This is a genomic window from Polaromonas sp. UBA4122, from assembly GCA_002381615.1.
Taxonomy (GTDB): domain Bacteria; phylum Pseudomonadota; class Gammaproteobacteria; order Burkholderiales; family Burkholderiaceae_C; genus Polaromonas.
On sequence record DFWY01000164.1, the window covers coordinates 19,125 to 36,822 of the forward strand.

The window sequence follows — 17,698 nt, forward strand, 5'->3', positions numbered from 1 at the left end:
GCGAGCGAAGCGCGGCAATCCATCCCCGAATCCATCCCCGCAATCACAATCATCACCCGCACCCACGCCGAGCTGGACCTGATCGACCAGCAAGCCGTGCGCCAGTTCTTCGCCACCGAAAAGATCGACCAGGTTTATTTGGCCGCCGCCAAGGTAGGCGGCATCCACGCCAACAACATCTACCCGGCCGAATTCATCTACCAAAACCTGATGATGGAAGCCAACGTCATCCACGAGGCGTGGCGCGCCGGCGTGCAAAAGCTGCTGTTCCTCGGCAGCAGCTGCATATACCCCCGCCTAGCCCCGCAACCCATGGCCGAAGATGCGCTGCTGACCGGCCCGCTCGAGCCCACCAACGAGCCCTATGCCATCGCCAAGATTGCCGGCATCAAGCTCTGCGAAAGCTACAACCGCCAATACGGCGCCAGCCACGGCACCGACTACCGCAGCGTCATGCCCACCAATCTGTATGGCCCGGGCGACAACTACCACCCCGAGAACAGCCACGTCATTCCCGCACTGATCCGCCGCTTTCATGAAGCCAAAGTCGGCCAGGCCCCCAGCGTGACAATCTGGGGCACCGGCAATCCGTTGCGCGAGTTTTTGTACGTTGACGACATGGCTGCTGCCAGCGTACATGTGATGAATCTGGATAAAGCCATTTTTGAAGCGAACACCCTGCCCATGCAAAGCCACATCAATGTGGGTTATGGCGAAGACATCACCATCGCCCAACTCGCACAGGCTGTCAGCCAAGCCGTGGGCTATGAAGGCCAAATTGACTTTGACCCCACCAAACCAGACGGTGCGCCCCGCAAACTAATGGACAGCAGCCGACTCAACGCGTTGGGCTGGCAAGCCAAGGTCCGCCTGGAAGAAGGACTGGCTGTCGCATACAAAGATTTCAAACATGACAACATCTAAAAAAACCGCCCTAATCACCGGCATAACCGGCCAAGACGGCTCCTACCTGGCCGAATTCTTGCTCGGAAAAGGCTACATCGTCCACGGCATCAAGCGCCGGGCCAGCTCGTTCAACACCCAGCGGGTAGACCACATCTACCAGGACCCGCACGTCAGCAACGCCCGCTTCAAGCTGCACTACGGCGACCTGAGCGACAGCAGCAACCTCACGCGCATCATCCAGGAAACCCAGCCCGACGAAATTTACAACCTGGGCGCGCAAAGCCACGTAGCGGTCAGCTTTGAGAGCCCCGAATACACCGCCGACGTGGACGGCATGGGCACCCTGCGCATCTTGGAAGCCATCCGCATCCTGGGGCTGGAGAAAAAAACCCGCTACTACCAAGCCAGTACCTCCGAGCTCTATGGCCTGGTGCAAGAAACCCCGCAACGCGAAACCACCCCCTTCTACCCGCGCAGCCCCTACGCCGTGGCCAAGCTATATGCCTACTGGATCACGGTCAACTACCGTGAGGCCTACGGCATGTATGCCTGCAACGGAATCCTGTTCAACCACGAAAGCCCGCGCCGTGGCGAAACCTTTGTCACCCGCAAGATCACCCGTGGCCTCGCCAACATCAGCCAAGGCCTGGAAGACTGCCTCTTCATGGGCAACATCGACGCCCTGCGCGACTGGGGCCACGCCAAAGACTATGTGCGCATGCAATGGATGATGCTGCAACAAGACAAGCCAGACGACTTTGTGATTGCCACCGGCGTGCAATACAGCGTGCGCCAATTCATCGAATGGACCGCCACCGCGCTGGGCATGCAGCTCCGCTGGGAAGGCACCGGTGTCGACGAAGTGGGCTACGCAGTCATCCCCGGCGCATTGCTTGAGGCGGCAATCGTCCGCATCGACCCCCGCTACTTCCGCCCCACTGAAGTCGAAACCCTGCTGGGCGACCCCAGCAAAGCCAAACAAAAACTAGGCTGGGTGCCTGAGATCACCGCGCAAGAAATGTGCGCCGAGATGGTCGCCCACGACCTGGCTGAAGCCAAAAAACATGCGCTGCTCAAGCACCACGGCTACAGCGTCAATGTCAGTATTGAATGAAATTGGCCTCTAGCCCCCGTCTATCAAGCGCGACCAGCTATAAAAATAATACCAACTTTCCTTCACGCCATGAACCTATCCTTCAACGCAGCCATTGCCCAGCTCCCCGTTGAGTCTGCGCGAGAAGCACTGCGCATCTTGCTGGCACCGCACTTCAACCCGGTCTTTGGTGCGGCTAAAACGGTTGAGCATGAAGTGACTGCATTCAGTGCGCTGCAACTGTTGGGATTTTTGAATACTCCCGCTGAGCCCTTTGAACTCATTACCAAGCTGCGTGTAGCTGCAGCTCAAGTCAGGGTCAACACCTTTGATTTTGCAACCTGCAGTACAAAAACTGATGAAACGCCATCATTACTATGAGCCGCAATAGCATAGCACGCAACACTTTAGCGCTGGGTGGCGTACAAGTAGCTAATTTGATTTTGCCGCTAGTCACACTGCCTTATCTGCTGCGAGTTCTTGGTCCTGAACAGTTTGGCGTGTATGGCTTTTCTCAGGCTATTCTGGCTTACGGTGTGGTGCTGACGGAGTATGGTTTTAACCTATCTGCCACGCAACGTATGGCGCGTGCGCAGGGCAACCAGACTGAAATCAATCGCATTTTTTGGTCAGTGCAGGCGGCCAAAGCTCTTTTGGCTCTATGCGCTTTGAGCCTGCTAACGCTCGCCGTGTGCGTTGTGCCTCAACTTTGGGCTGTGTGGCCTGTAATGCTCGCCAGCACACCAGTGATACTTGGCGCTGTGCTCTTCCCCCAGTGGCTGTTCCAAGGGCTTGAGCGCATGGGCTTTGTCACCTTGTGCACCATTGCTGCACGCGCGCTCTCCATCCCACTCATATTTTGGTGGGTAAAGACAGATCAAGACACTTGGCGGGTTGCGCTTATACAAACCAGTGTTACGGTAGCAGCAGGCCTGCTAGCTTGGGGCCTGATTTGGCATGGCCGGATGGTGTCATGGCAACGGTCAAGTCTTGCTGACATCGGCGTGGCCATGAAGGACGGTTGGCATATTTTTATCTCCACGGCGGCAATCAGCCTCTACACCACCACCAACCCCGTGGTACTGGGTTTTTTATCTAACCACACTGCGGTCGGCTTGTTCACTGCGGCAGACAAAATTCGCCAGGCCAGTCAAAGCCTGTTCACGCCATTCAGCAACGCTGTGTACCCCCGCGTTAGTGCGCTCATGGCACAAGACGCCAGTGCCGGTCTCGCCCTGGTGCGCAAGGTGTTGCTTATTCAGGGCGGATTAACTTTAGCCATTTCCTGCAGTCTATGGCTGTTAGCACCATGGGCTGTGCATTTTGTCATGGGCCAGCAGTACGAAGGTGCCGTTAGCGTACTGCGGGTGTTAGCAGCAGTGCCTTTCTTAATCGGACTTAGCAATGTTTTTGGTATTCAAACCATGTTGCCGCTAGGCCTCAAAAAACACTTCAGCCGCATCGTCATGGCCTCTGGCCTAATCAATTTAGCGCTTTTGTTTGTGTTGGTACCCCTTTGGCAAGCCGATGGGGCTGCGGCCGCTGTGTTGCTTACCGAAGGTCTCGTTACTTTAACCATGGCAATGGTCTTACGCAGCGCAGATATTCACTTGCTGCATCTTCCTCAACTTCAAAAAATATGAAATACGACTACTTAATCGTTGGCGCTGGCTTTGCGGGCACCGTTTGCGCACAGCAACTGGCCGAGGCCGGTAAAACCGTGCTGCTCATTGACAAGCGCCCCCACATCGGCGGCAATGCCTATGACAAACGTGATGAACACGGCGTGCTTATTCACCCCTACGGCCCACACATTTTTCACACCAACGCTAAGCGGGTATTTGAATACCTCTCACGCTTTACCAATTGGCGCTTTTATGAGCATCGCGTGCTGGCCCAAGTTGGTGAGCAGCAAGTACCCATCCCAATCAACCTCACCACGCTCAATAAGCTGTACGGTCTGGAATTGGATGAAGTGAGTGCCATTGCTTTTCTGGAAAAAGCACGCGAGCCGCGTGACCCTATTAAAACAAGTGAAGACGTGGTGCTGAACAGCGTGGGCCGCGATCTGTGCGACAAATTTTTTGCTGGCTACACCCGAAAGCAATGGGGCTTGGAATTGTCTGAATTGTCCGCCGGCGTTGCTGCACGCATACCAACGCGAACCAACGATGACGACCGCTACTTCACAGACTCCCTGCAGTTCATGCCCGCCGAGGGTTACACCCGCCTGTTTGAGCGCATGCTTGACCATCCCAACATCGAAATTCGCTTGGACGTGGACTATGAGGACATTAAGTTGGCTGAGACGTACGGCCACACTATTTACACTGGTCCAGTAGATGCCTACTATGACTACCGCTTTGGCAAACTACCCTATCGAAGCCTACGCTTTGAACATCTGCACCTGCCAAATACTGCCCAATACCAGAACGTGGGAACAGTCAACTACCCTAACGTACATGATTACACCCGCATTACCGAGTTTGCGCACCTCACAGGCGAAAAACACAACGGCACTTCTATTGTGCGTGAGTATCCTACTGCCGATGGTGACCCTTATTACCCCATTCCCCGTCCAGACAACGAAGCACTGTTTAAGAGATATGACGAATTGGCTCAGGCAGAATCTAGCACGACATTTGTTGGACGATTAGCACAGTACAGATACTACAACATGGATCAAGTTATAGCGGCAGCATTAAATGCAGCTCACCACATCTACTTGCAGGGGGCCTGATGAAAATTTTACATGTGCTGCCTGGATTCCCACTTGATTACCCAGGTGGGATAACCAACTATGTACGAACGCTTGCAGCAACACAGATCAAGGCTGGCGATGAAGTGACGGTACTAACCGAATCATGTGATCCGGCAATGATGCCCCCTGGGCTTCAGATTATTCAAGTTACAACTCCAGGGCGAAAAATATTTTCGCTTAGACCATTAGCAACGGGAAAACATTCCGACGGTGCAATCAGCCAAATTGAACGAAAGCAACCGCACATTGTTCATTTTCATACTCTCTATGGCCTGTCTTTAAAATTCATTCGGAGTTTCATGAATCTCCAGATTCCATATATCGTTAGCTTGCATGACTATTATCTTGCCTGTCCGCGGATATTTATGATGGACAAATGGGGCAATGTTTGCCGCCAGATCAATCTAGATAAGTGTACGCGCTGTGTTGGGTTGCTGGAACAATCTATTATTATTCGGGCCGTTGCTCACAAACTCGACTGGAATTTACCATCAATAAAGGGTTTTGGTGCGTTTGAACGTGTCGATCAATTTACTCCATTCATGAATGGAGCTGCTGTACTGCTACCTGTGTCAAGGCGCGTCGAGGAAATCTTTAAGTATGTTTATCCCAAAGCACTATACCGCACAATTACCATCGGTAGTGCTTCGGCAGACCAACCCAAGGTGATACGATCAGATTCGACAGTGGTGCGGGCATCATTCTTGGGTACACTAAACGCACACAAGGGTGCAAAATTGTTTATCGAAATGATTGATTACTGTCGGAGCCGGTCAAGTTCAATTGAATTTCATTTTTATGGTCGAATGGACCCACAATTTGAACAACCTCTCAACGAACGGGGTGTCATCAATCATGGTGCATACAAGCCGAACGAAATGGCATCTATCATGGCAGCGACTGATTTAGGTTTGGTGTTGCCAATATGGGAGGACAATGGACCACAGGTAGTGATGGAAATTGTCAATTCTGGAACACCAATCTTAGCTACGCGTGTCGGCGGCATACCGGATTTAGTTACTGCGCAGAACGGATATCTTTTTCATCCCGATCATCACGAAGAAAAAGTCGCTGCTTTTGACTGGGCTATGCAGCAGACATCTAGTAGTCTGGCTAAGATGGGCGCAGCATCGCATCGCCTGAAGAACCCATTTGAACATGCGGCCGAAATCAGTGCGTTGTACTCACAATTTTCTATTGACAGTTGAATATTTTAAAAATGTTCAATAAATAGTTAGCTAAATAAATAATTCTGTAAAAAATTCGAAAATTCGAAAATGATAAAAATCAGTTACTGGTACTGTAATATTTAAACTATTTTTTATGTCTAGAGTTTTTAAATAGCCAATTTTTTTTGTGACATTAAGGTCTATGCGAAAACTTCACAATCAGAATTTAAATCGACAGAACCCAGTCAGAGCACGGGGGCTTCAACGATGCTTTGGTCGGGTTCACGCGCCACACCTGCAACCGGGTGCGCCTTGCGACTGGGGGCAGACCTAATGTTCGAGTTTCTGTTCAGAATCATCGGGCGTCTGTCGCGCACCTTCGATACCGTGATGAGTCAGATGCATAGTCGCCGCTTCGCCGTTTGTGGGCCCGGTGCGATGATCCGGCGTCCTAGGATGATTGTCGGCGGCAGGTACATCCGAATTGGTCGCGCCCTCGACTGCTTCCCGGGACTGCGTCTCGAGGTCTTTGACCGGCATCTGAGTCGCCGTTTCACGCCGCAGGTAATAATCGGGGACGGAGTCAGTATCAACTACGATTGCCACATCGGTTGCGTCAATCGCATAGAGATAGGCGACCATGTACTGATCGCGAGTCGTGTCTACATCACTGACCATGCACACGGCGCTACCGATTACGAGGACATCGACACTCCGCCTTCCTTGCGCAAGGTTTTCTCGAAAGGCCCCGTCATCATCGAGGATGGAGTCTGGATTGGCGAAGGCGCATGCGTGCTGCCCGGGGTACGCATCGGCAAGCATGCGATCGTCGGCGCCAACGCCGTTGTGACGCGCGACGTCCCCCCGTACACTATCGTCGGCGGCTGCCCCGCACGACCGATCAGAACGCTGATTTAGGGCTACAACACGGCCAACCAAGGACTCCCATGACCCACATATTCACCATTACCGCCAAGAACTACCTCAGTCTCGCGCTCACGCTGGGCCAGTCCGTCGCACGCCACCATCCCGAGGCCCTCTTCACTATCTGCGTCGCGGACGGGATAGACGATTTATCGATGTCGTACGAGCAATCTGGTCACCGCCTGATCGACGCCCGCACCGTGCTACCAGACTCGGCGTTCAACGACATGGCCTTCAAGTACGACGTGACCGAGTTCTGCACATCTTTCAAGCCGGCCGTGTTCAAGCACCTCTTCGACACCGAACCCACCACCGATCTGATCTATTACATGGATCCTGACACCCGGCTCTACAGCAGACTAGATTCCATTACCGAGGGCAGTCCCGAAAAAACTCTGTACCTCGCCCCCCATCTGCTGGACTGCCGCATTGCCGACGACAACCCCTACCCTGAGTACCACCATCTCTGGGAAGGTATCTTTAATCTTGGCTTCTGCGCAATCCGTCGCACCGCCGCTAGTCGGCGAGTTCTGGACTGGTGGGATGCGCGCCTGGGAATCTATTGCTATTCAGACTACACCGACGGCCTACATACCGACCAGAAGTGGATGGACTATGCACCGGCCTTTTTCACCAAGGAACTACAGGTTGTCCGTCACTACGGCGTCAACGTCGCACACTGGAACCTAATAGAGCGGCCGTTGACGCTAGAAAACGGCATGTATTACGCTGGTCCCGATCCGCTAATCTTCTTCCACTTTTCTGGCTTTGATTTCAAGGGTGATCTGCTCAACAAGGGCGTTCCCCTTGACAGGCAAAAAACTTATAGCGGCCCTCTTCTTAACGATTTTGCGCGCGACTATCGACAGGCGGTCAAGGACAATGGCTACGAAGCCTGCATCAAACTCCCCTACACCTACGGCAGATTCGATAATGGGACGCCAATTTCGAAACCGCATCGACGACTGTATAGAGAGTACGTCAAACACAATTCGGTACAGAACCCCTTCTCAATTCAGGGGCATTTCTATCTTAAACTATGTGACGCCAACCTGCTGGATAGCAGCCCGGCAGCTTCCGCAAATTATTCAAAGGCAACTGTCAGCAATTTGTCGCGAAAGCTGCAAATGATCGGGTTTGGGTTGCGCTTGTTCGCGCGAACACTTGGTTTCCGTCGATACGCTCAGATGGTCAAGTTATTTGGCTTTTTGGGCCGCTTCGAGAACCACAACTTTCTTCTAGACAAACAGCGTTGACTGCTGGGCATGGTACTGAAATCTGCTTCGACGTCGTCCGCACTCCTTTTCTGCAAGTTATTTCTTGACTTTTGCCTGCTGCCGGTCCCCAAAGGTGGTCGCCCGGAAGTGGTGGGTATCGTCCGATTAGATGCGATTGGTGATTTTGTCGTCTGGCTGCCGGCCGCGCAGGCGTTGGTTGCCCATCAGAGGGTCAAGCAAAAACAGGTGGTACTCATCGTGAATCAGCTTTGGGCTCCTTGGGCGGAAAGTCTGCTACAAGTTGATCAAGTAGTCGCGGTCGACGTCAATTTGTTCGCTAAGGGCCTCAGATACCGCGTTTCTATGCTGCAACGTATCCGGCGGCTTCAATTAGGTTCCATCATTGTGCCCGCCTACTCCCGCATCCCAGGTGATGGCAACGATGCCATAGCATTCGCATCTGGCGCACGCACCCGCATTGCCAACAAGGGTTACCGTTCCAAAAATCGCCTAGCAGGGTGGCTAAGAACTTTGCTAAATATCGGTTATTCACAAGTGGTCGCTACAGACGAAATTTGGAGCAGTGGTAACAGCCCAAAGAGCGAACTCGAGATCAATGCTAGCTTCGTGAAGGCTCTTGGCATTTCTCAAAATGGACTCCTCGGTAAGCTGCCAATCAGTCAGCCTCACGGGATCTATGATCTGCAAATGCCCGAGGAGCCGTACGTTGTGATGATCCCTGGAGGATCGTGGAGCGGCAAAGCATGGCCCCTGGAGCGTTTCGTTGAACTCGCCCGACAACTGAATGCCCATGGCTTCGAGGTCGTGGTGTCAGGTAGCGAGGGCGAGCGGGCAATATGCGACGAGCTAGCAAGCGCCTGCAGTGGGAGAAACATTGCGGGTCGAACATCCCTGCAGACCTTAGCGGAAGTTATTGGCGGAGCGCGATTGGTGATCGGCAACGACAGTGCCGGCATACACATCGCCGTTGCAGCCGGTGTTGACTCCGTATGCGTGATGTGGGGCGGCAGTTTCGGCCGCTTCATTCCCTACAAAAAGGAGATACTTCCGCGTGGCTTAGAGGCTCGCGCCGTCTACCGCCACATGGACTGCTTCGGCTGCACCGGGCCGTGTCCATACCCGACCGTCTCGGGAAAGGTGAAGTGCATCGACGCTGTGCCCGTGTCAGAGGTCTGGGCCACCGTGCATGACGTATTAGGAAAAAAGTAGAGTGTTTCAGGTGTGATTCTCATTAATTTGATTCTTGATGGCACGTCGCGGATTGTTCAATTCAAAAAATAGGCATGGATTTACTTTATTACCTCAACCTCATTATTGCAGTCGGCCTCATATTGGCTCCGATCTGGTGGAGCCAACGATTGCTGCAGCTTGACTGGTTGAATCCCGTATCTCTTTTTACGATTTGCTTTCTTCCCGTGGAGCTGTTCAAACTACTCATTGGCCAGTGGTTCCGCGATGAGGGACTTATGTATCCCTATTTTCAATTTGCAGTCTTGATGACCAACCTGCAGCAGTGTATTGGACTACTGTTACTCTATTTCACTGCACGGCTGAAAGTTACACGACAGATACCCTATATTATTCCTAGGCTCGGCTTCTACCGGAAACCTGATTTTGGATGGATATCTAGAGTTTTCTTTTTTCTATATGTCGCTGCTTTTCTAGCTCTGGCTCTAAAGACAGGTGGGGTTGCAGACTGGCTTTTAAATATTCGAGATTCATACATAAACAAAAGGGAGGGCAATGGTCTTTATTACGCAGCCGCAATTAATTTTATTTCAATTTCATATTTTTTTTGCGGCATTGCCAGTGACAATTGGCGAGCTTTTACTTTTCGTAGTATATTTTATTTTTTCGCAGTGTACATTCTAGGATCAAAAGGATTTTTGCTTAATTTTTTTGTCTTCTACCTAATCATAATATGGAGACAGCGACAGATAAATATTGGTCGAATACTATTGATTGCATTGCCAGTCGCCTTCCTTCTGTTGCTTGTCAACTTTTTCTCGAATCAGGATGCAATAGAAGTGGCAAGCATTGCGCAATATTTCGAATACTACCCGAATGCAGCAAGGTACTATGCCGACTACTTTGGTGGTGTGATAAAGCTGTTTGAGGGACAGGTAGTTCTTTCGTCATTTTGGGAATACGTGCCCCGCGGCCTATTTCCAGAGAAACCTTACGTATACGGAATTCTGCACGTGGTGGAGTTTTATTTCCCAGGCGGAGCCGAGAGTGGAAACACGCCTGCTATCTACGGTGGGGTGCCCCAGTTTGCAGACTTTGGCATTATAGGGTTACTCTTTTTTGCAATGATTAATCTGTTGCCATTATTTTATTTCGCTGGGCTGCGTTATGCTCTCGGCGAGGGGGCGTTTCTTCGTGCGGAGGGCCTTTCAGGAAGAGCCGTTATTATTTGCCTGCTTCTATTCTCTCCTGTATTTGGAGTATTTTTACCTACGGGAATTGTCGCATCGCTGCTTATTTTTGCGCTCGGTTTTATACAATTTATAAGAATAATTGTTCGTAGTTTCAAACCTTCCTATTTTAAATATTCTGCTACCAAATAAGGCATCCCCGATGAACTGGTTTTGTTCCGCCCTAGCGTTCGGCGATTTTGTTGTTGACTGCAATTTTATGCAATACGCTGGGTCTAGTGATGGTCTTTTGGCTGCGAGTTACCTGGAACCGCTTGCTGAGGCGCTTGAATACCAAGGTCGGATCCGGTTTTTTGATATGCCATCAAATGATATTCCTCCCTCCGTTTTCGGTGCTCGCAAGGGTACACTCTCGGGGATATTGCGCAGTGCTTATCTATTGCGTAAAGGCATAAAGTGTTCGGTCGGTAAAGATGACACACTCCACGCCCCAGTGGAAGATTTACGCTGGCGAGCAATATGCTGGCCGTACTCCGTGAACGCAGTTCGCACGAAAAAGCAAAATATGTATAACGCATATTGTGAGAGGTTTGGGGTTGATCCGATATCTTTATTGGCAGTCAATTTGCTAAAGCCATCTTCCATTCTAATATTTCCGGATAGTCGTCAAACTGTTAAAATAATTCCGGATTCGACTGTTTCCATGGTAATTGCTGCCAATGAAAGTGTTGGTATATCTACTGTCGTAGTCAAAATTCGCCCACCAGGGCAGCAGGCCGAATGCGAGGCAAATGAGACATCAATATGGGGTCTCAAAGCTCTTATAGAACTGATTAAAAGCGCCGACGCGATCGTTTCTGCTGATAGCTTGCCCGTACACATAGCGACATACTTTAAGCGCCCGATTTTCGTCTTTACGCCCGTACCAAAGGTCTCATGGCCACTATTGCCTCCTTCGGTTTTAATTCCGAGATTCTGGAGCGGGTTTTCAGAAATCGCGACCTACAATAGATGGCTATTGACGCAAAATGTTTAATTCCAAATTAAGGTTATTGGTGACTGGTGGTTCTGGTTTCATTGGCACCAATGTCGTGGATTATTTTGTGGGATCCAGCCAGCATGATGTACTAAACATTGACATTGCTGCACCATGCCATCCGGGTCACAAGCCGTGCTGGCGCCAGATCGATTTATTGGATGGACCAGCCTTGCAAGCGGCCGTATCTGCGTTCGATCCGCAGTTTGTCCTTCATCTGGCAGCCAGAACAGACCTTGACGGCAAGTCTCTCGATGACTACGCCGCTAACACAATAGGCGTAAGCAATTTGCTAGAAGCCTTGAAGTTAGCCCCATCACTGCGGAGTGTTGTTTTCGCGTCGAGCATGCTTGTTTGCAAACTGGGCTACATTCCAAGTTCGGCGTTCGACTATTGCCCGACCACCGCCTACGGTGAAAGTAAGGTTGTCGGAGAAATGCTTGTACGTGCGAACCCACCTAACTGCTCATGGACACTAGTTCGTCCGACGTCAATCTGGGGGCCTTGGTTCAAACAACCGTACAGAACTTTCTTTGACTATGTTTTGAAAGGTCGATACTTTCACATTGGTAAGACTCGTATCAGAAAGACCTACGGTTATGTAGGTAATGTCGTTCGACAGCTTGAGGCACTGATACTGGCCTTGCCAGAACAGGTAGATAAAAAAGTGTTCTACCTTGGTGACTCGTCTGATTATGTGATTCGTGACTGGGCCGATTCGATTGCACATCGGAAAGATATCCATATTCCTGAGATACCTACGATATTGATGAAGGGAGGGGCGCTCTTGGGAGACCTTCTCAATCGGTTTGGCTTGCGGTTCCCGCTTACCAGTTTTCGGTTGAAGAACATGACCACCGAAAATTGTTTGGACCTAGAGCCGATCTTGGGCATTGTTCGTGACATGCCCTTCGACCGAGAACATGCAATTGATTTGACTCTTCAGTGGATGAACGACCACCCCTAACCAACTGATGCCCCGTAAGGCACGCAGGAAATTTTTTTTAACCATTCCATATCGGACCACAGTATGAATTCTCTCTTTAAAAATAATTTATTGGAACAGATTGCGCTCTTGCAGACGCTGGGTTCGCTTGATTCTGTAGTTAGTAAAGCGACAGAAGTTGCCACACAGTCATTGAAGTCGGGGGGAAAACTGATGTTTTGTGGTAACGGCGGTTCGGCTGCAGACTGTCAGCACTTGGCTGCGGAACTAACCGGGCGCTTCATCAAGGACCGCCGCCCGTTGGCGGCGATAGCGCTCTCAACAGATACATCGGCAATTACCTGCATCAGTAATGACTATTCTTTCGATGAGGTGTTTGCTCGCCAGGTGCAGGGTTTGGGTCGTGCAGGTGATGTTTTGTTGGGTATTTCTACCTCGGGCAACTCACGAAACGTTATCCGCGCCGCCGAGGAGGCCCGTGCTGCTGGTATGTCTGTCATTGGCCTGCTGGGTCGCGAGGGCGGTGCACTGCACGAACTGTGCGATGTCGCTATCGTGGTGCCTAGTCAGGTGACGGCACGTATCCAAGAGTCGCATATTCTGATCGGTCACACGCTTTGCGGAATGATCGAGCAACAGTTAGGCTTGGTTTGAACGTCGAAATGCTTTCCAATTTCAGCCCCAATAAAAGCGCACTAGCTGCTTGTCGCGTTTTGGTTGTCGGTGATGCGATGCTGGACCGCTACTGGTTTGGTACGGTAGATCGCATCTCGCCCGAGGCGCCAGTGCCGGTGGTTCGCGTCACTCGCGAGGAAGATCGTTTAGGTGGTGCCGCTAATGTCGCCCTGAATGTCAAGAAGCTGGGAGCCAACGCAACTTTATTGACTGTAGTAGGTATTGATGAAGCAGCACGTAAGCTTGAAGATATGCTAATGAGTGAGGGTGTCACTACGCGGCTTGGTCGCGATGAACAGCTCTTCACAATTGTGAAACTTCGAGTGATCGGGCGTGCGCAGCAGCTTATGCGCGTCGATTTTGAAAATCAGCCAAACCATGAAGTACTGACGTTGATGTTGGCTGATTATGAACGTGAGTTGCCCGAGCATGATGTTGTGCTGTTTAGCGACTACGGTAAGGGCGGACTGACCCACATTCCGCGCATGATTGAACTCGCCAGAAAATTGGGGAAGCCCGTGCTGGTTGACCCGAAAGGCAGCGATTACAGTCGCTATGCTGGCGCCAGCGTGATCACACCAAATCGCTCTGAGCTGGCTCAGGTGATTGGCACCTGGAGTAGCGAGGCGCAGTTGACAAAGCACGCGCAAAAGCTTCGCGCCGAGCTGGGTTTGGCGGGCCTGCTTCTTACTCGATCTGAGGAGGGTATGTCACTTTTCTACGCCAGCGATTCCTGCAGCGAGCAGTTCAATGTTTCGGCACAGGCGCGCGAGGTGTTTGATGTGACTGGTGCAGGCGACACAGTGATTGCGGCGCTTGCTGTGATGATGGCCTGCGGGCTTTCACTTCGCGATGCGGTGCCAATCGCCAATCGTGCCGGTGGCATTGTTGTCGGCAAGTTTGGCACGGCTAACGTCAGTTACGAGGAGTTATTCAAATGAGAGTGGTTGTTACCGGTGCTGCTGGGTTTATAGGCTCAAACTTGATACAAGGTTTGAATTCTATTGGTGTAGACGACGTGATCGCCGTCGATGACCTGAGCGAAGGCCTGAAGTACCGCAATCTCCTTGGCGCGCAGATTTCGGACTACTTCGACAAGGATGAGTTTTACACGCGTTTCGCCAAGGGGGAACTCGGGCAGGTCGATGCGGTGCTGCACGAAGGTGCCTGTTCAGACACGATGGAGCACAACGGCCGTTTCATGCTTGACAACAACTACCGCTGCTCGAAGAACCTTCTTGACGCCTGCATGACGCAGGGCACGCGTCTACTCTATGCCTCGTCGGCGGCGACCTATGGGGGTAGTGACACGTTCCGTGAAGAGCCTAGGTACGAGCAACCGCTCAACGTCTATGGCTTTTCCAAATTACTGTTTGATAACGTGGTGCGACGGATGCTCACCCGCGCGCCGCAGCAAGTGGTCGGCTTTCGCTACTTCAACGTCTATGGACCCCGCGAGCAACACAAGGGGCGAATGGCATCCGTAGCGTTTCACCATTTCAACCAGTTCTATGAACATGGTCGAGTCAAGCTGTTCGGCGTATACGGCGGCTATGCACCAGGCGAGCAGAGACGCGATTTCGTTTTTGTCGATGACGTGGTTGCGGTAAATTTGTGGTTTCTGCAGAACCCCGATGCGCGCGGCATCTTTAACCTTGGCACCGGTCGCGCGCAGCCCTTCAACGATATCGCCATGGCGACCGTGAATGCTGTACGCGTAACAAAGGGCGAAGGCACGCTGACTCTTCCAGAGATGCTGCGGGAGGGCTTGATCGAATACGTTGACTTCCCGGAATCATTGGTCGGCAAGTATCAGTGTCACACCCAAGCCGATCTATCCCGCTTGCGCGACGTCGGATGTGACCATGTTTTCGTAGATGTCGCCAGCGGAGTGGGGAACTACGTCAAGTGGTTGAACCACGATAAATTGACGGCGGCAACTTGAGGTTTTTCATCTTTTCACGAAAACAATAAGCAACTGTGAATCACTTTCATGACAATTTCAAGTCTGTTTGACAAAGTCGTCCCGTGCGATAACTCGCTGCCCGAGTGCATAGCAATGCTTCCACGACCATTGGTGTTCACCAATGGGGTATTTGATGTGCTACATCGAGGTCATGTAACCTATCTATACGAAGCAAGGAAATTAGGGGCATCGTTAGTCGTAGCGATAAACACCGACAAATCTTCGCGTGCCCTTGGCAAAGGGCCGGATCGACCACTGAATCAGGAGCAAGACCGTGCCTTGGTGCTGGCCGGTTTGGGGTCTGTGTCTCTTGTTACTTTCTTTGATGAGTTAACACCGGTCGAGTTGATTAAAAAAATAAAGCCGAACGTTTATGTTAAAGGAGGTGATTATCAAATGGATGAACTCGAAGAGACGCGGATTATCCGATCATGGGGTGGCGCTTCGGTTGCAATCTCCTTTATGGATGGTTACTCCACGACTTCCTTACTGAAGCGTATTCGACACGAGTAGGCAATAGTTGATAAGAACGTTTTCCCCATATCCAATAAAAATTCATATGAAAATTAGTGTCGTCACAGTTTGCTATAACTCGGCCACAACCATTGGCGACACATTGCGATCAGTGCGCCAGCAAACCTACGAAAATGTTGAACACATTATTGTTGATGGTGGGTCAAAAGACACCACACTGGCAGTTGTGGCTGCTGAAGGGCCGCACGTGGCGAAACTTATTTCCGAAAGAGACAGCGGAATTTACGATGCCATGAATAAAGGTATTCAACTTGCCACGGGTGATGTTGTTGCTTTACTTTTTCTACCGGTACGTAATCCGACTAGGCTTCCTTGACGGCCGTATCGGTTTCATCTTCCATTTCATGCATGGCCTCTGGTACCGTTGCCTAGTCGATGCCAAGATGCTCGAGAAATCTCTTGATCGATCACTTAACAGGCTGCTGAAATACCTCTCAACACCCTAACAGCGAAAAATTCCGACAGCGTAGAACAGGCTACAAGCGATTTATTCGATGTCGGCAAGGGGGAGAGGACCATTGTTTAAGACGATTTTTGGAGCTGGAACCAGTATTTCAGCAGCCTGTTAAACGGCAGAACTCACCTTGATCCCTCTCAACATTGGTTCGAGGAGCTCGGGGCGAATGAGAATAGTTTTCCTAACTAGACGAACATCGTCAGGGACGCGGCCACATCAGAACGTGGTTTGCCCGTCCATCGATCGAGTTTTGGTTATTGACAAGGTTGGTTGATTTGAAAATTTCAGTTATTACAGCGGTCTATAACCGCCACCAAACAGTTGGTCAAGCCTTGGATTCTGTGCTTTCACAGTCTCATCCTGCGGTTGAATCGATTGTGATTGATGGCGCTTCGACCGATGGCACGCTTGCTGTGCTGGAACCTTACCGCTCACTTTTTGGCGTATTAATCAGTGAACGCGATCAGGGTATCTACGATGCGCTCAACAAGGGGATCAAGCATGCCACCGGCGATGTTATAGGTTTTTTGCATGCAGATGATGTTTTTGAAAATAGCGAAGTGCTTGCCAAAGTGGCTGCGGCTTTTCGAGACCCGACCATCGATGCCGTGTACGGCGATCTTGTGTATGTCCGGCACGACGATATAAGGCAGGTTATCCGCTACTGGAAATCTGGCAACTATGACGATGCCGCGTTATCACGCGGGTGGATGCCGCCGCACCCCACGTTTTACGTTCGTCGATCCGTGTATGAGCGGCTAGGTGGGTTCGATACCCGCTACCGTATTGCGGCTGACTACGATACGGTTTTGCGCTTTCTGGCTGTCGGCAAAATTCGTGCGGCCTACATCCCCGAGGTGTTGGTGCGGATGCGAGCGGGGGGTATCAGCAACCGTTCGTTAAAGACGATTGTTCGTAAGTCGCTTGAGGATATGGATGTGCTGCGGCGCAATAAAGTAGGTGGGTTCCGTACGCTGGCGTGGAAGAACCTCAGCAAGTTGGGGCAGTTCTGGAAGCGATAAATGACCCGGGAACGGTCGCGCCCAGTTTGCTTGCGCACGAGTTTGCATCGGCCGTGGCGGCGCTGCCGCTGGTGTCGGTCGATTGGGTGGTAACCAACCCCGACGGCAAACTGTTGCTGGGCCAGCGCATCAATGCCCCGGCACGCGGCTGGTGGTTCACGCCGGGTGGGCGCATCCGCAAGAACGAAGCATTGGTCCAAGCTCTGCAGCGCGTGACGCGGGAGGAGTTGGGCTTGGCACCAGACTTTTGCGGGCAGCTGCTGGGCAAAGCCCGCCTGATGGGCGCCTGGGACCATTTCTACCCAGACAGCGCCTTCAGCCCCAGCGTGTCAACCCACTACGTGAACCTGCCGCACTGGCTGCCACTGTCGTGGGCCGAGGTGGCTCTTTTCAAGCTGCCCATGGGTGAGCAAACACAGTGGCTGGCAATGGCTGCCGCTGGCAGATGCGGCCAAAAACCCGCTCGTGCATGCTTATGTTCGGCCTTATGCGACTTGGTTAGTCGGCCCTGCAAAACACCGTCAGCCCGCATGAATGCTAGCTTTTCAGGGTAAACGCGGTAGAGAGAATCTCTCAGGAACAGGAGAATATCG

At 51.6% G+C, this 17,698-nt stretch carries 19 protein-coding genes; all 19 read left to right on the top strand.

Going from position 1 to position 17,698, the window contains the following annotated elements; genetic code table 11:
- Window positions 1–924, top strand: a 924-nt coding sequence (locus B3F77_RS19675) for a GDP-L-fucose synthase family protein (RefSeq protein WP_293606588.1), incomplete at its 5' end; no start/stop codon positions are given.
- Entirely contained in the window at window positions 911–2,020 is a 1,110-nt protein-coding gene (gene gmd / locus B3F77_RS19680) for a GDP-mannose 4,6-dehydratase (RefSeq protein ID WP_293606589.1), read from the top strand. The genes B3F77_RS19675 and gmd, both read left to right, overlap by 14 nt.
- Window positions 2,021–2,089: 69 nt before the next feature.
- A complete protein-coding gene (locus tag B3F77_RS19685; RefSeq protein ID WP_293606590.1) occupies window positions 2,090–2,380 on the top strand; it encodes a hypothetical protein in 291 nt (96 codons plus the stop codon).
- On the top strand, window positions 2,377–3,642 hold the full coding sequence (locus tag B3F77_RS19690) for a flippase (RefSeq protein ID WP_293606591.1): 1,266 nt from the start codon (window positions 2,377–2,379) through the stop codon (window positions 3,640–3,642). The genes B3F77_RS19685 and B3F77_RS19690 overlap by 4 nt, the downstream gene beginning before the upstream one ends.
- Window positions 3,639–4,739: a UDP-galactopyranose mutase gene (glf, locus tag B3F77_RS19695; protein ID WP_293606592.1), complete on the top strand. Its 1,101-nt coding sequence runs from the start codon at window positions 3,639–3,641 to the stop codon at window positions 4,737–4,739. Before B3F77_RS19690 ends, glf begins: the two co-directional genes overlap by 4 nt.
- Window positions 4,739–5,968, top strand: coding sequence for a glycosyltransferase (locus B3F77_RS19700; RefSeq protein WP_293606593.1), 1,230 nt, complete (start codon window positions 4,739–4,741; stop codon window positions 5,966–5,968). The genes glf and B3F77_RS19700 overlap by 1 nt, the downstream gene beginning before the upstream one ends.
- Window positions 5,969–6,385: 417 nt before the next feature.
- Window positions 6,386–6,847: an acyltransferase gene (locus B3F77_RS19705; RefSeq protein WP_414703058.1), complete on the top strand. Its 462-nt coding sequence runs from the start codon at window positions 6,386–6,388 to the stop codon at window positions 6,845–6,847.
- 29 nt (window positions 6,848–6,876) lie between these two features.
- A complete protein-coding gene (locus B3F77_RS19710; protein WP_293606595.1) occupies window positions 6,877–8,109 on the top strand; it encodes a hypothetical protein in 1,233 nt (410 codons plus the stop codon).
- Between the two features lie 9 nt (window positions 8,110–8,118).
- The gene (locus B3F77_RS19715) at window positions 8,119–9,300 is read left to right on the top strand and encodes a glycosyltransferase family 9 protein (protein ID WP_293606596.1); all 1,182 of its coding nucleotides are present in this window, start codon (window positions 8,119–8,121) and stop codon (window positions 9,298–9,300) included.
- Between the two features lie 74 nt (window positions 9,301–9,374).
- Entirely contained in the window at window positions 9,375–10,661 is a 1,287-nt protein-coding gene (locus B3F77_RS19720; RefSeq protein ID WP_293606597.1) for a hypothetical protein, read from the top strand.
- A gap of 10 nt (window positions 10,662–10,671) precedes the next feature.
- Window positions 10,672–11,505, top strand: a complete 834-nt coding sequence (locus B3F77_RS19725; protein WP_293606598.1) for a glycosyltransferase family 9 protein — start codon at window positions 10,672–10,674, stop codon at window positions 11,503–11,505.
- Window positions 11,498–12,472: an NAD-dependent epimerase/dehydratase family protein gene (locus tag B3F77_RS19730; protein ID WP_293606599.1), complete on the top strand. Its 975-nt coding sequence runs from the start codon at window positions 11,498–11,500 to the stop codon at window positions 12,470–12,472. Before B3F77_RS19725 ends, B3F77_RS19730 begins: the two co-directional genes overlap by 8 nt.
- Window positions 12,473–12,535: 63 nt before the next feature.
- Window positions 12,536–13,105: a D-sedoheptulose 7-phosphate isomerase gene (gene gmhA / locus B3F77_RS19735; RefSeq protein WP_293606600.1), complete on the top strand. Its 570-nt coding sequence runs from the start codon at window positions 12,536–12,538 to the stop codon at window positions 13,103–13,105.
- Between the two features lie 8 nt (window positions 13,106–13,113).
- A complete protein-coding gene (rfaE1, locus tag B3F77_RS19740) occupies window positions 13,114–14,067 on the top strand; it encodes a D-glycero-beta-D-manno-heptose-7-phosphate kinase (protein ID WP_293606601.1) in 954 nt (317 codons plus the stop codon).
- Entirely contained in the window at window positions 14,064–15,071 is a 1,008-nt protein-coding gene (gene rfaD / locus B3F77_RS19745) for an ADP-glyceromanno-heptose 6-epimerase (protein WP_293606602.1), read from the top strand. Before rfaE1 ends, rfaD begins: the two co-directional genes overlap by 4 nt.
- A gap of 48 nt (window positions 15,072–15,119) precedes the next feature.
- A complete protein-coding gene (locus B3F77_RS19750) occupies window positions 15,120–15,605 on the top strand; it encodes an adenylyltransferase/cytidyltransferase family protein (RefSeq protein WP_293606603.1) in 486 nt (161 codons plus the stop codon).
- A 46-nt stretch (window positions 15,606–15,651) separates the two neighbouring features.
- Window positions 15,652–15,942, top strand: coding sequence for a glycosyltransferase (locus B3F77_RS19755; RefSeq protein WP_293606604.1), 291 nt, complete (start codon window positions 15,652–15,654; stop codon window positions 15,940–15,942).
- Between the two features lie 416 nt (window positions 15,943–16,358).
- On the top strand, window positions 16,359–17,105 hold the full coding sequence (locus B3F77_RS19760; RefSeq protein WP_293606605.1) for a glycosyltransferase family 2 protein: 747 nt from the start codon (window positions 16,359–16,361) through the stop codon (window positions 17,103–17,105).
- A gap of 26 nt (window positions 17,106–17,131) precedes the next feature.
- Window positions 17,132–17,659, top strand: coding sequence for an NUDIX domain-containing protein (locus B3F77_RS19765; RefSeq protein WP_293606606.1), 528 nt, complete (start codon window positions 17,132–17,134; stop codon window positions 17,657–17,659).
- The last annotated feature ends 39 nt before the right edge of the window (window positions 17,660–17,698 follow it).